Raw genomic sequence first — 14,755 nt, 5'->3', positions numbered from 1 at the left:
GGAGATTTTAGCAATGGCTGTGACAATTTCCGATGAATTTTTAGACGCTTCTCAGTTAACACCTACAGAATTTTTGCAGGAAATTGCATTACATTTATTTCAGTCGGGGCGATTAACTTTAGGTTATGCGGCGAAAATGGCAGAGATGGACTGTGATGCTTTTCAAGATTTACTAAAAGCCCGTAAAATTCCTTTATATCATTATGATGTGGATGATTTTGAGGTTGACTTAAAAAATTTGCGGGAGTTAGGGCGATTGTGATTATTAGTGATACTTCTGTTATTACTAATTTGATTAGTATTGAACATATTTTTTTACTGCAATCACTTTATGAAAGGGTGATTATTCCTCAAGCAGTGTATCAAGAATTATCAAGGTGTCATCCCATAATATTAAGTGAATTACTCGCGGAAATATCTCCTGTGTTGGAGATTAGAACTGTGATAGATAAGAATAAAGTTGAGGAGTTGAAGCAACAAGCTAAGTTGGATCAAGGAGAGTCAGAGGCTATTATTTTGGCACTGGAGTTAAAAACTGATTTATTATTAATTGATGAGCGCAGAGGGAGGGCTGAGGCACAACGTTTAGGAATTAGAATTACGGGATTATTAGGGGTTTTATTGGAAGGTAAGACAAAAGGCTTTATTGTTTCTGTTAAGCCTTTGATGGATAAATTAATTGAAAGTTCTACTTTTTGGATTTCTCCTGTTTTATATGAGAAGATTTTAGTCTTAGCAGGGGAAATAGAGGCGGAATAATGGGTAAGTATCAGGGTTATGAAAAGTATAAAGATTCAGGTGTTGAGTGGTTGGGGGAGATTCCTGAACATTGGGAAGTTAAAAGAACTAAATTTTTTGTCACTAAAATTGGAAGTGGAAAAACACCAAAAGGAGGATCGGAAATTTATGTTGATTCTGGTGTAATGCTAATTAGAAGTCAAAATGTTTATGATGATGGCTTACGTTTAGACGATGTTGTTTATATTGATGATGAGATAGATAACCTACAGATAAATAGCAGAGTATTTCCAAATGATATTTTACTTAATATTACAGGCGCATCTATTGGGCGGGTTAGTTTAGTCCCTCCTAATTTCATAAAAGCAAATGTAAATCAGCACGTTTGCATATTCAGACCAGACTTAAAAAAAATCTTTCCCCCATATTTGCACTTACTTCTTTGTTCTAAGCAGGGTAAAGAACAAATTTTTTCTTATGAAAACGGTACATCTCGTGAAGGCTTAAATTTTCAACAAGCAGGAAATTTAACTTTTGCTATTCCGCCACCAGATGAGCAGGAGATAATCGCCCGCTTTCTCGACCATAAAACCAAACAAATAGACGACCTTATCGCCAAGAAAGAAGCCCTCCTCGAAAAACTCGACGAAAAACGCACCGCCCTCATCAGTCACGCTGTCACCAAAGGACTAGATCCAAGCGTCCCGATGAAAGATTCTGGTATTGAGTGGTTGGGTAAAATTCCGAAGCATTGGAGTTTACTATTATTGCGGCTAAGATATCTAATTGAACTAGGAAAAATGCTAGATCAACGAAGAATATCAGGAGATTATCTAGTTCAATATTTAAGAAATGTTGATGTGCAGTGGGATTTTATTAATCAAAATGACTTGCCAGAAATGGATATTAATCCGAACGAGTATGAAAGGTACTTAGTAAAAAATGGTGACTTATTGGTATGTGAGGGAGGAGAGTCAGGGAGATCCGCTATTGTTCAAGGTGTTGATGGCATTTTAGGCTTTCAAAAAGCAATACATCGTCTTAGGGTGATTGGAACAGAAGAAATCCCTAGGTTTTTATTCTATATATTCTATTATTTAGTCAAGCTTGGTGTTTTTGTAGCTGAAGGAAATCCCAATACAATTACCCATTTGACTGTGGAGAAATTAAAGCTATATAGACTACCAAAACCACCAAAAAAAGAGCAACAAGCAATAGTTACTTACTTAGATCATAAAACAGCCGAAATAAAGCAACAAAAAGCCAAGATTCTAGAGGCCATCGAACTATTAAAAGAATATCGCACCGCCCTCATCACCAACGCCGTCACAGGTAAAATAGACGTGCGCCAAGTCCCCATCCCCTAACCGCAGAAACCACCATGACACAAATCACCCTTGCAGAACTTCCCGAAACCCTCCAAAACCTAATTAACCAAGCGCAAAAAACAGGCGAACCCCTTACCATCATTCAAAATGGTATTCCCTTAGCCATCATATCCCCCATTAATCAAAGCAAAAGAGCCGCCTTTGGAGCGATGAAAGATAGCGGTCAAATTACAGGGGATATTATCGAGCCTACTTCAAATCTAGTTACTTGGGACGTACTTTTATGAAACTTTTACTAGATACCCATATCTGGATTTGGTATCTTCTCGGTAATCTCAACCTTTCAGACAATCTACAAAAAGCAATCTCTGACGAAAGAAATGAATTATGGCTAAGTCCCATCAGTATTTGGGAAACCCTCTTGCTTGCTGAGAAAGGAAGACTTATGCTAAAGCCAACTCCAGAACAGTGGGTTCAAAATAGTCTACAGCAACTCGACACAAAAGAAGCCCCTTTATCCAATGAAATTGCAATTTTAAGCCGCCAATTAGCTTTAGTACATCAAGATCCCGCAGATCGTTTTATTGCAGCAACCGCAGTTCATTATAACCTCACCCTTGTCACGGTAGACGGAAACTTAACTAAAGCCACTTTTCTTAGTACATTGAGTTAAACCAGGTTGTAAATTCACAAAGCATAAAAAATTACCTATTTTTGTGAGGATATTACTTAATAAAATTAATTTCATATCAGCCAATGATAGACCACGATAGATTATTTAAAGAATTAATCCAAACCTTCTTTTGGGAATTTATAGAATTATTCCTACCAGAAGTATTAGACTACGTAAATAAAGACAGCCTCACATTTTTACCAGAAGAAATATTTACAGATGTCACCTCTGGAGACAAAAGAAAAATCGACTTATTAGCCCAAGTCAAATTTAGAGAACAAGACACCTATTTTCTGATTCATCTTGAAAATCAAGCGTATAATCAAAAAGAATTTGAACGGCGAATGTTTCATTACTTTGCTCGTTTAGATGCCAAATATTTATTACCAATCTTCCCGATAGTTATCTTTTCTTACGACGAACCCAAACGCCCGGAAAAAAGCCAATATACAGTTAACTTCCCTAACCGAAAAATTCTGGAATTTAATTACATCGCCATTCAACTAAATAACCTCAACTGGCGCAACTTTTTAAACCAACCAAACCCCGTTGCTGCTGCATTAATGGCAAAAATGGACTTTAAACCAGAAGAAAGAGTCCGAGTTAAACTAGAATGCTTAAGGATGTTAGTAACCTTGCAGTTAAATCCTGCTAAAATGGAACTAATTTCCGGCTTTATAGACACCTATCTCAAATTAAACGCTACAGAAGAACAAACACTTGATACCGAATTAAAACAAGCCAACTTAGTAGAAGAGGAAGCAATTATGGAAATTGTCACCAGTTGGATGGAAAAAGGAATTGAAAGAGGAATTGAACAAGGGGAACAAAAAATAGTTAAAAGACAACTAAAACGACGCTTTAATAATATTGATTCTACTTTAGAAAACCGAATTAATTCTTTATCTGTAGAGCAAATAGAAAACCTAGCGGATGCAATTTTTGATTTCCAATCTTTAGAAGACCTGATTAATTGGTTAGACCAACAAAACTGATTGAATATTTAGAGCTTATTTTAAAAGATGTTCGTAGGGTGTGTTACGCCGTAGGCTAACGCACCTTGAATTTTTAATGCTATATCGGTGCGTTGCGCTGCGCGACAACACACCCTACATTTACGTTTAAAAAGCATCTCTAGAATTGCTGCATATCACTTATATCAAAAGCGCTGTATGATAAAGACCTTTTAATCCTCAAAGATTTACCCGAATATCAAAACCAGATTATTACGCCGAGTAACTTTCTAGCCATTAATTAATTCACAATTTATACTTAAGTATATTTATACTTGGTGAGCTATGCACACGGAAGATAAATTTGAGGACATCATTGAACGGGAACTCCTGCAAATCAGTGGCTATCACCAAGGTAAAGCAAACGACTACGACACAGATACCGCTCTTTTCCCCAAGGAAATCATCAATTTTATCAAAACCACCCAACCCAAACAATGGGAACGCCTAGCCAACAGCAGCGACGCTGAGAAAATCATTATAGAGAGTCTCACCAAGGAACTTAAAAGCCGAGGAATGCTTGATATCCTCCGCAATGGCTTTAAATGCTATGGTAAAACCCTGCGAGTTGCTTACTTCCAGCCCAACACAGGGATGAACCCGGAAACTTTGGCACTTTATGAACAAAATCGCCTCACCATCACCCGCCAAGTTACTATCAAAACCGGACGCATTCCCGATATTCTCCTCAGCATCAACGGTTTACCCATCGCCACCATTGAACTGAAAAACCCCTTCACCGGACAAACCTACCAAAACGCCATTCATCAATATAAACTCTACAGAGACCCCAAAGACCCGCTATTTGCTTTTAAACAACGCTGCTTAGTCCACTTCGCCGTTGACACAGAAGAAGTTTGGATGACTACTAAACTTGCTAGTGAAAATACTTATTTCCTACCCTTCAATAAAGGTAATCATCACGGTGCAGGTAATCCTCCCGGCGATAATGAAGAATATCGCACCAGTTATTTTTGGCTAGAAGTCTTACAAAAAGATAGCCTTTTGGACATCCTAGCCCGTTTTCTCCACGTCGAAATTAAAGAAACCAAAATTCCTACCGCCACTGGCGTTAATTACCAGAAAAAAGAAACCCTAATTTTCCCCCGCTACCATCAACTTGATGTCGTGCGGAAACTCATCACCCACGCCAAACAAAATCAAGCTGGACATAATTATTTAATTCAGCATTCCGCAGGTTCAGGAAAATCAAATTCTATCGCCTGGTTAGCCCATCGCCTCGCTAACCTCCACGACAACCAAGACGAAAAAATCTTTCATACCGTTGTCGTCATCACCGATCGCACTGTACTGGATCAACAACTACAAAACACTATCTATCAATTTGACCATAAAGCCGGAGTTGTCCAGAAAATTGACGAGAATACCCAACAACTCGCCACAGCCCTCAGCGACGGTGTACCGATTATTATTTCGACAATTCAGAAATTCCCTTTCATTACTAAAGCCATCGAGACTTTAGCCAAAAAAGGTAAAACCATCGACATTACTACTAAAAATAAACGCTTTGCGGTCATCGTTGATGAGGCGCATGGTTCCCAAACCGGAGAAACCGCCGCCGAACTCCGCAAAATCTTAAATAAAGATGGTATTGAATCTGCGATCGCATCCCAATTGCTGGAAGATGAACTTGAGGAAGATAATCTCAGCGATGAAGCCAAACAACAACTCCTCAAAGCACAACTCACCCGCACCAAACAACCCAACCTCAGTTACTTCGCTTTTACCGCTACTCCCAAACACAAAACCCAACTCGTCTTTGACGAACCGGGGGAGAACGGCCAAATTCCCTTTCATCTCTACACCATGCGCCAAGCGATTGAGGAAGGCTATATTAAGGATGTTTTAGCCAATTACACCTGCTACGATCGCTATTACGAACTTGTCCGCACTTCTGAGAATAACCCAGACTTACCCCGTCGCCAAGCAGCAAAGGCGATCGCCAATTTTGTGGAACTTCATCCCTACAATATTGCCCAAAAAGTAGAAATTATCATCGAACATTTCCGCAACCATACCCGCCATAAAATTGGGGGTAGGGCAAAAGCAATGGTGGTTACCAGTTCCCGCGAACACGCGGTTAAATACAAACTGGCTTTTGATAAATATATCAAAGATAAAGGCTATAGCGATATTAAATCCCTTGTGGCTTTCTCCGGTTCTATTATCCTTGATGAATTACCCGGACAAACATTTACTGAAGTCAAGATGAATGGCGGGATTAAAACTTCCGAAATTCCCGATAAATTTGCTAGCGATGCTTATCAAGTGCTGCTTGTCGCCAACAAATTTCAAACCGGATTTGACCAACCATTACTGCATACTATGTTTGTGGATAAACGACTCGATGGCGTGCAAGCTGTCCAAACTCTCTCTCGCCTCAACCGTACCACCATAGGAAAAGAAGATACTTTCGTCTTAGATTTTGTCAACAAACCCGAAGATATCTACAAAGCTTTTAAACCCTACTACGAAGAAACTCCCGTTGGCGAAACCGCAGATCCGCAACAATTAAATGATTTGTCTTACCAGCTTTATGCATGGCAACTTTTTAGCCACGACGATGTAAATCAGTGGTGCGAAATTTGGTTTCGTCCGAAAACTTCTCTTACTGGAAGCGAACACAAAAAATTAAACACACTCCTAGACCTGATTATTGAAAATTATAGAGCTTTGCAAGACGCAGAGAAAGAACTATTTAAAAGTCAACTTACCAGCTTCCGCAATCTCTACCTCTTCCTGGCTCAGATTATTCCTTACCAAGATTCAGAACTAGAAAAGCTTTATGCTTACGGGCGGTTTCTCTTGAAAAAACTACCTCGTAGTCCCCAAGCGCCAAAAATAGATTTATCTGGGGATATCGAACTGAAATTTTATCGCCTGGAAAAAATCAGCGAAGGAAAAATAGATTTAACCGCAGGACAAGCCGAACCATTACGCGGTGCTACCTCTGTCGGGACTCGTCAGCCAGATAAAGAAGTCCCCCTATCCCAGCTAATCGACACCCTTAACGAACGCTTTGGAACTAACTTCACCCCAGCCGACCAGCTATTTTTTGAGCAGATTACCGAAACTGCGATCGCAAATGATTCCATTAAACAAGCGGCTCAAGTCAATACTAAAGAAAACTTTGCCCCAGTTCTAGAAAATCATCTGGAAAATCTATTTATCGAACGCATGGATGGTAACGAAAAAATATTTATGCAAGTGATGAACAATGAAGAATTTAAAGCACTTGTATTTGAAAAATTGCTATCCAGTATTTATGAGACTATCAACAGCGAACAGTCAGAATAGTCATATACAAATTGGCATTACCCGCAAAAGTTATCTGATATTTGCAACAGTTAACTTTTCTCTAAATCAGCGCTGTTAAGCTAATAAGCCTAACTTTTTACCGTTGTCTTTAGCTAGACGAATGAGGTTCTGTCTTTGCTTAGATTCAATTCCGACGCGATTACAAAAATTAGTGATTGTTTGGGCGTGTAAACCAATGGCTTTACCACGTAACTGATTAAATTTAGCTTTGCCCATCCATTCACGGAACAATATTACTAATGGTGCAAACATTTTTCGTCTCTCCTTATTGTCAAAGTTCTTTGTAAATAGCTGGTGAATATATAGATATATGCAGTGGCGATTAGCTAACGCCGCAAGCAACCAAAACTAATGCGGTGACTAATAAAGTAGCTACTCCAGCCTGGAAACTATAACTACGTTGCTCCTCATTTGAGGGATAGTCTGCATAGTAGATTTGGGGTTCATTTGCATAGTTGTTGAGAATGCCGTCTTCGTTAATGGTGGTATACATAATTTTTTGCTCTTGTTAACCTATGTAAATTAATGTAACGAAATTGTTACGAATTGACAAGAAGGCTTGACACAGAAAAACTTATACCTCTGATAAAAGTTAGTTATAAAAAACTCCATCCACAAGGGGATGGAGTTTTTGGGCATTGGGAATTGGGCATAGGGGAGACAGTGCCGTGGGCGGCTTCCCCGACTTGTACCCCTGCGCTTAAGCAAGCTACGCGTAGCGTCTCCGACCAAAGAGGCAACTGTCGTCGGGTTTCCCGCGTTGTAGCAACTGCCGTCATAGGAAAGAAAATACCAATGCCCTATGCCCAATGCCCCAAGCGGCGGGGCTGTTATCCCTCTCCACCCACAAGAGGATGGAGTTTCCCGCCGCTTTCTATAAAAGTGAACAAGAAAAATCCCTAGCTGAAAGCTAAGGATTGACAAGCAACTATGTCTGATGTGCGTTGGTAGCAGCGAAGGTTAGGACAGGGGTTAAAAACCTTTTCCCTTTACCCTTTTCCCCCTATCCTTTCCCCTGCATTCCTTTTACGCAAAGCGCCAGCGACCAACTGAGCCATTATCTAAATCAACAAAGTATAAGTTACCGTCTGGGCCTGTGTTAATTTGCACCACGATTTGAGCATTCGTAGCAAAGGTTTCTACTGATGTGACATTGCCAAGGGAATCGAAGCTGATATTGCGGACAATACCTTGACCCAAATCATTGAAGAACAAGTCTCCCCAATATTGTTCGGGAAATGCAGTGCCACTGTAAACATCACCCATGACGATCGCATTAATGCCAGCAGTGCCATGATTAAGGGCATAAATGGATGGTGTTGTAGTTTGTCCACTCGCATAAAAGGCTTGGGATTGGGGTAAATCTTTGTAGCCACTAGTCTGGAGGTTAATACCACTACCACCTTCATAGTAGGGCCAACCATAGTTTGCTCCCGGGCCACCTGCATTGATTTCTTCCCACTGCGTCCAACCAACATCACCGATATAAATCTGTCCAGATTCAGGAGAGATGGTAAACCGGAAGGCGTTCCGTAATCCATACTGGTAGACCTTAGAACGGTTACTGTTAGGATTGCCATCATAGAAGGGATTGTCTGCTAAACCTTCACCAGTAATCGGGTCAATCCGCAGAATTTTACCAGATAGGTTATTAATATCTTGGACACGATATGTCCGCCAGTCAACTTGGTTGTAGGAAGTACCATCACCATTGCTGATATAGAGTGCGCCATCTGGGCCAAATCTCACAGTCCCAATGGAGTGGCTGGTGCTATCAGCCGCTAGGAAATCCTGAATATTTTCTCCATTCGCCAATATACCTGCTGGAGCTTGATTAAAGTTAATAGTGCTATCAACAAATCCATTAAAGTTGTTCCATACACTATTTTTACCAAGTAAAATCTCTTCACTACCGGGTATGGCGGTAGTGTAGTTGGTACTAGCATCAGCTGTGACTCGAATGAGGCGACCGGCGCGATTACCTTGCTGGTCTGGCCCTGCTAAACCCCCGTTTTGGTATACTTCTGGGGGGTCGTAGGTAAAGAGCAAGTAAACATAGGGATTGTGAATAAAATCGGGATGAACAGCAATATCTAATAAGCCGCGATCGCTTGTGTTATTAACCTGACGAGAAATATCGATAAAGGGAGTTGCTAGTAAAGCACCATTTTTGAAGACCTTGACAACTCCACTCTTTTCTGCAACAAACATTAGCTGTCCATCAGGCAATTGTCCAGTAGGTGTCCAGTCTATTGCAGTCGGTACTGCCAAACCAGATATAACTGTTTCTGTCAACAGTTGGCGTGAATCTGGTAGCGGCTGTGCTTGGTATAGTTGCTGGATTTCTGCTGCTCCTAGCGCTGTATTATAAATTCGCACATCGTCAATTTGCCCTTGGAAGTAGTTGTCAACTCTGCCTATATTGAGTTGTTGTGTTGCATAGGGTTTACGTCCGGCAAAATCATTTGTAGAGTAGACTTCCTGACCATTTACATAAGCCTTGTATGTGGTACCGTCAAATGTGGTTACTACATGGTTCCAGGCATTGAGTCTCAACACATTGCCTGTTATAAAAGAGTTCCAGTTATTACCATCTCCAAACCCAGCATGAATTTGTGTTTGGTTATAAACCCAAATCCCTGGATAACGCTGGTTGTCCCCAGTACCAGGTGCTTGATACCCAAGAACACCATAAAAGCCATTATTTGTAATGTTGGAATAAATCCATACTGATTCTGTAAATGTGCCATTACTCAAATTCAGAGTGGGGCTACTAGATACATTTACGTAGTCATTAATTCCATCAAAGTTCAGACTGTGGGTATCAGTAAAATTCAACAGGGGTACTTTTGTCGTCGGGCCACTAGGAGAGGCAATATTGACGTGGTTACCATTATTATTAAAACCGGATGAATCAACAACAGTGACACCAATACTAGTCTCATCCAATTTCCAATAACCTATCAGTCCCGATAGGTTTTCATTATCTAAGATTGTAATCTGAGCAGTACGAGGTGCTAATAAACTCGCGCCACCAGTGATGTTATCAATGGCCAAACCAAAAATTTCATTTGGTTCTACCAGACTATCTTCCAAGATGGGAATGACAATAGATTTGCGGGTTTCACCGGGAGCAAATACTAGTGTCCCTGTTTGTCTGATGTAGTCTGCGCCGGGAGTAGCGGAACCATCAACTGTTTGATAGTCAACGGTGACAGTACCTTCACTTCCTTGTTGTCTTAATACTGTGACAGTAGCAGTGCCATTACTTTCATTGACGGCGATCGTACTACTTTCCAATCCAATGACACCAGGGCCGGAGGTAGGAGGTGTGGCTGTAGTTTGCTGTGCGAGGGCGCTAATTTCTGCGGCGCTGAGGGCGCGATTATAAATTCGCACATCGTCAATCTGTCCTTGGAAGTAATTATCAACGCGCCCAATATTTAGTTGTTGAGTTGCGGCTGGTTTGCGTCCAGCAAACTGAGTAGTAGTATAAACTTCTTGCCCATTGACATAGGCTTTATAGGTGGTGCCATCAAAGGATGTGACTATATGATTCCAAGCATTGGGTTTGAGTACATCTCCTGTGGTCAATGAGTTCCAGTTACTTCCATCGCCAAAACCCGCATGGATTTTTGTTTGCTCGTACACCCAAATACCGGGATAGCGGTCAGAAGTCGATCCGCCTGGCTGATAACCAATTACACCATGATAGGCATTGTCTGTAATTTGCGAATAGATCCATACAGATTCGGTGAATTGCCCAGCACTTAAATTTAGGCTAGGATTGCTGGCTATATTTACATAGTCATTTACGCCATCAAAGCTTAAACTGCCAGTATCCGTAAAGTTGAGGCTAGGAACATTGGTAGATGGGCCACTAGGTGAGGCGATATTGACATGGCTACCGTTATTGTTAGAACCAGAGGAATCAATGACGGTGGTACCAATAGTAGTTTCATCTAACTTCCAATAGCCCACCAAACCTGGATTATTCTCGTTATCTATAATTGTGATTTCCGTGGTTTGCGGTGCTGATAACGTTGCCCCACCAGTAATATTGTCAATGACAAAGTTAAAAGTTTCATTGGCTTCTGCCAGTGTGTCATCCAGAATTGGAATTGTGACAGACTTGCTAGTTTCACCAGTAGCAAATGTCAGTGTGCCTGATTTACTGGTATAGTCTGTACCAGCAGTAGCAGTGCCATTAACTGTATGGTAGTTAACGGTGACAGTGCCATCACTTCCCTGTTGCCTTAAGACTGTGACAGTAGCAGTGCCATCAACTTCATTGACTGCGATCGCATTATTTTGCAGACTAATGACACCAGGGGTAGGAGTTGGGGGTGTGGATGTAGTTTGCTGTGCAAGGGTGCTAATCTCTGCGGCGCTGAGGGCGCGATTATAAATTCGCACATCGTCAATCTGTCCTTGGAAGTAATTATCAACGCGCCCAATATTTAGTTGTTGAGTTGCGGCTGGTTTGCGTCCAGCAAACTGAGTAGTAGTATAAACTTCTTGCCCATTGACATAGGCTTTATAGGTGGTGCCATCAAAGGATGTGACTACATTATTCCAAGCATTGGGTTTGAGTACATCCCCTGTGGTAAACGAGTTCCAGTTACTTCCATCGCCAAAACCCGCATGGATTTTTGTTTGCTCGTACACCCAAATACCGGGATAGCGTTGAGAAATCGATCCGCCTGGTTGATAACCAATTACGCCATGATAGGCATTGTCTGTAATTTGCGAATATATCCATACAGATTGGGTAAATATCCCACCATTCAAATTGAGGCTAGGACTACTTGGTACACTGACGTAGTCATCCACACCATCAAATCGTAAAGCACCGTTAACCTGGCCAGTAGACCACTGGGGATTAGGATTATTTACCAGAGTGCCATTATTATTTTGAATAGTATCAGTGGCAGTTAAACCGCTAGTTTCATCAAATTGCCAACGTCCAACTAAACCATCATCAATAGCGAGGTTAGCACCATCATAATTAGCGATCGCAGCTTGGTTTAATATATCAAGACTTTCCAGACTACCAGTTGCTACTTCTAAATTCCAATCTCCTCCGAATTTGGAACTACCTGTGAGGTTATTAGAAGCAGCAATATCCGCGCTAGTTAATTGACTCAACTGTTGGATAAAAGTCTCTCCCTCTGCACCTGCGCCCACATTACAGCCGTAGAATAATACATCAGTATCGGCAGTAAAAGCATTACTCCAACTTTTGAGCGCATCGCTGTATAAGCTGAGGTTTTGGGAATTCAAATTTGTATTGCCAATTAATACATCTCCTACATTTCCGTGGGAGACGATATGTACACTGGCAACGTTTTGATAATGCGCGAGTACATCTGCAATTTGTGCTACACCATCTCGGTTAGGGTCGAGTGTAAATAACTGTGCATTACCAAAGCTTTGAGTCAGGCTGGAATTGTTAGCCAGCGCAGCGTCAATGAAAACTAAATTTTGGCTAGTAGATAACCCAGGATTATTTAAAGAAGTATATGTTCCCTGAACCAAAGAATTTGGCTCTATATTTTGAGAATTTAACATTTTATTTTTAGTAGATCTAACCTCAATAAGTCCAAAAAATATGAATTTTTGGACTCATTGCTGTTGAGGGGAAAAGGGGAAAATTTTTGGTTCTTACGTACCTGTTATGCCAAATTATTAGTTAAACCTCAAAGCTTGGCTGAAAAATATAGCTTAAGAACTCAAACACTTGCCAAATGCTTAAAATGTTATTAAATAATGCCCACTATTATTGTTTGGCAAGGGTTGCGTGATAATTGTGAACGTGATTTAGAATAGTATGTAATGAAGAGCCAAATTTTTGGATTTATTGCTGTGTTAAAAAAATAAAAAAGGCAAATAAATAATGCACTCATAAAAGGTGTTCATGGTTGCAATAGTATTTGAAATAAAGCTTTTTAATGCATCAGAGCATTGCTAAATGATAAAAATCTATTAGTGGTTTATTTACAATGCAATATCGCAGAACATGAATATATTTCATGGCTGTGCAAGCAGATGATAATTTGTTAATTTGGCAAAAATAGTTTTTGTAGATATACGCAGCAACAAAGATATTTAACTCATGAATTAGAGAATTGCGCTTTCAGTCCTTCTACTGATTAAGTAATTATCATTGGAACCTATATTTATCTTTGATGTCAATTTCTGTGATGGCTTTTCTTGAAACATTCACATTTATGCTGCTTTTTTACTATAAAAATTAAATTCTTTTGAAGACAAGCTCAAATTAACCAGAAAAAATACATATTCATGTTCAGCTTATCTGACGAATATTTGTCGAAATAAAAAGATTGTTGCAATATTTTTTGAAGTTAATTATTAGTAGTTTTAAGATTAGTTACAGGCTAAATTAAATTTTTACAAATATAAATTTATTTGAAAGAAATATATCAAGAGAAGCTTTATATTTATGAGGCTATTTATACTTTCTGTAAATAATGCTTGATATAAAGTAAATAAGAGCAAAAATATTAGCGATCGCTTTCTGATTACTTATTAGCTAATTGGTATTTAAGTTAAGTGATATGGGTAAGTAGGATGTTCAACGACGGCAAAATTGAAGATACAGAATCTCAAGGTAAGAAGAAGAAAAATCCTAAGTTGGATGTGGAATATTGCCTTCATCTTTTAGACTAAGGGCAGCAAACTTGTTCAAACTGCCTTAGGAAGGTGGACTTTGTGACAGAAAATCATCATTTAATCTCTAACCTTCAGGATATGTCGCGCCGGGAATTGCGAGATTTGGTGCGAACTCAGTTACAAATGCTGTTGGAAGAGGGAGATTTACGAGGCGCTAAAGCAATTTTGGTACCTGTACAGCCGGCGGATATTGCTGAGGCTATAGAAGGTTTACCAGAAGCAATGCACGCTTTAGCGTTTCGGTTGCTTTCTAAGGATGAGGCGATCGCAGTTTATGAATATCTCGACTACAGTATTCAAGAACAGCTACTCGAAGAATTGAAAAGTCAGGATGTGCGGGACATTGTCGATAAAATGTCACCAGACGATCGCGCTAGGTTATTTGATGAACTCCCTGCAAAAGTTGTCAATCGTTTGCTAGAACAACTAAGTCCGGCGGAACGTACAGCCACAGCGCAACTATTGGGTTATGAAGCTGATACTGCTGGGCGCATCATGACTCCAGAATTAATTTCTCTGAAAGAGAATTTTACGGTATCTCAAGCTATAGAGAGAATTCGCCGCCTCGCGAAGGCTAGCGAGATGATTTATTACCTTTACGTCACCGATGCGGCTAGACATTTGACAGGGATTGTTTCACTGCGGGAATTGGTAACATCTCAACCAGATGAAGCGATTGCCGAAATTATGACCCGTGATGTGGTGTTTGTCCACACGGATACAGATCAAGAAGAAGTCGCAAAGTTGATTCAACGATATGACTTTCTGGCTGTACCTGTGGTTGATCGAGAACAGAGGTTGGTGGGGATTATCACCGTCGATGATGTGATTGATATTCTGCAACAAGAAACCACTGAAGATATTTACGCCTTGGGTGGTGGTGTGCAGTCAGGGGGTGATAATTACTTCCAGATGAATTTAATGGAAGTGGCGCGCAAACGGGTTGTATGGCTATTTGTCTTATTAACCCT

The 14,755-nt window shown here is 40.3% G+C and carries 11 protein-coding genes and 1 pseudogene; 9 read left to right on the top strand and 3 right to left on the bottom strand.

Annotation, left to right across the window (positions count from 1 at the left end):
- Positions 1–13: 13 nt before the first annotated feature.
- The 7 genes from HGR01_RS11210 to HGR01_RS11180 all read left to right on the top strand — a co-directional run bounded on the left by HGR01_RS11210 (position 14) and on the right by HGR01_RS11180 (position 7,070).
- On the top strand, positions 14–262 hold the full coding sequence (locus HGR01_RS11210) for a UPF0175 family protein (RefSeq protein ID WP_045872755.1): 249 nt from the start codon (positions 14–16) through the stop codon (positions 260–262).
- Complete coding sequence (locus tag HGR01_RS11205) at positions 259–759, top strand: DUF3368 domain-containing protein (protein ID WP_235623100.1); 501 nt, start codon at positions 259–261, stop codon at positions 757–759. Before HGR01_RS11210 ends, HGR01_RS11205 begins: the two co-directional genes overlap by 4 nt.
- Positions 756–2,105, top strand: a complete 1,350-nt coding sequence (locus tag HGR01_RS11200; RefSeq protein WP_045872757.1) for a restriction endonuclease subunit S — start codon at positions 756–758, stop codon at positions 2,103–2,105. The genes HGR01_RS11205 and HGR01_RS11200 overlap by 4 nt, the downstream gene beginning before the upstream one ends.
- Before the next feature lie 14 nt (positions 2,106–2,119).
- The gene (locus HGR01_RS11195; protein WP_045872758.1) at positions 2,120–2,353 is read left to right on the top strand and encodes a type II toxin-antitoxin system Phd/YefM family antitoxin; all 234 of its coding nucleotides are present in this window, start codon (positions 2,120–2,122) and stop codon (positions 2,351–2,353) included.
- On the top strand, positions 2,350–2,739 hold the full coding sequence (locus tag HGR01_RS11190) for a type II toxin-antitoxin system VapC family toxin (protein WP_045872759.1): 390 nt from the start codon (positions 2,350–2,352) through the stop codon (positions 2,737–2,739). Before HGR01_RS11195 ends, HGR01_RS11190 begins: the two co-directional genes overlap by 4 nt.
- An 83-nt stretch (positions 2,740–2,822) precedes the next feature.
- Positions 2,823–3,734: a DUF4351 domain-containing protein gene (locus tag HGR01_RS11185; protein ID WP_045872760.1), complete on the top strand. Its 912-nt coding sequence runs from the start codon at positions 2,823–2,825 to the stop codon at positions 3,732–3,734.
- A gap of 303 nt (positions 3,735–4,037) precedes the next feature.
- A complete protein-coding gene (locus tag HGR01_RS11180) occupies positions 4,038–7,070 on the top strand; it encodes a type I restriction endonuclease subunit R (protein WP_045872761.1) in 3,033 nt (1,010 codons plus the stop codon).
- A gap of 75 nt (positions 7,071–7,145) precedes the next feature.
- Here the strand turns inward: HGR01_RS11180 and HGR01_RS11175 are convergent, their stop codons facing one another.
- Both HGR01_RS11175 and psb34 read right to left on the bottom strand, forming a co-directional pair.
- Positions 7,146–7,343, bottom strand: a complete 198-nt coding sequence (locus HGR01_RS11175) for a hypothetical protein (RefSeq protein WP_045872762.1) — start codon at positions 7,341–7,343, stop codon at positions 7,146–7,148.
- A gap of 70 nt (positions 7,344–7,413) precedes the next feature.
- The gene (psb34, locus tag HGR01_RS11170; protein WP_045872763.1) at positions 7,414–7,584 is read right to left on the bottom strand and encodes a photosystem II assembly protein Psb34; all 171 of its coding nucleotides are present in this window, start codon (positions 7,582–7,584) and stop codon (positions 7,414–7,416) included.
- Positions 7,585–7,637: 53 nt separating this feature from the next.
- Here psb34 and HGR01_RS11165 point away from each other — a divergent pair, with 53 nt between their 5' ends.
- Positions 7,638–7,994: a hypothetical protein gene (locus tag HGR01_RS11165; protein ID WP_155539489.1), complete on the top strand. Its 357-nt coding sequence runs from the start codon at positions 7,638–7,640 to the stop codon at positions 7,992–7,994.
- 123 nt (positions 7,995–8,117) lie between these two features.
- Here HGR01_RS11165 and HGR01_RS11160 read toward each other — a convergent pair whose 3' ends face one another.
- Complete coding sequence (locus HGR01_RS11160) at positions 8,118–12,662, bottom strand: LamG-like jellyroll fold domain-containing protein (RefSeq protein ID WP_052335327.1); 4,545 nt, start codon at positions 12,660–12,662, stop codon at positions 8,118–8,120.
- A 1,200-nt stretch (positions 12,663–13,862) separates the two neighbouring features.
- Here HGR01_RS11160 and mgtE point away from each other — a divergent pair.
- Positions 13,863–14,750, top strand: a pseudogene (gene mgtE, locus HGR01_RS11155) (magnesium transporter); the annotation flags it as partial.
- Positions 14,751–14,755: the final 5 nt, after the last annotated feature.

This window comes from Tolypothrix sp. PCC 7712 (genome assembly GCF_025860405.1).
In the GTDB taxonomy this organism is placed as follows: domain Bacteria; phylum Cyanobacteriota; class Cyanobacteriia; order Cyanobacteriales; family Nostocaceae; genus Aulosira; species Aulosira diplosiphon.
The sequence above is the reverse complement of the archived record's forward strand: the minus strand, read 5'-3'. Positions and strand labels throughout refer to the sequence as shown.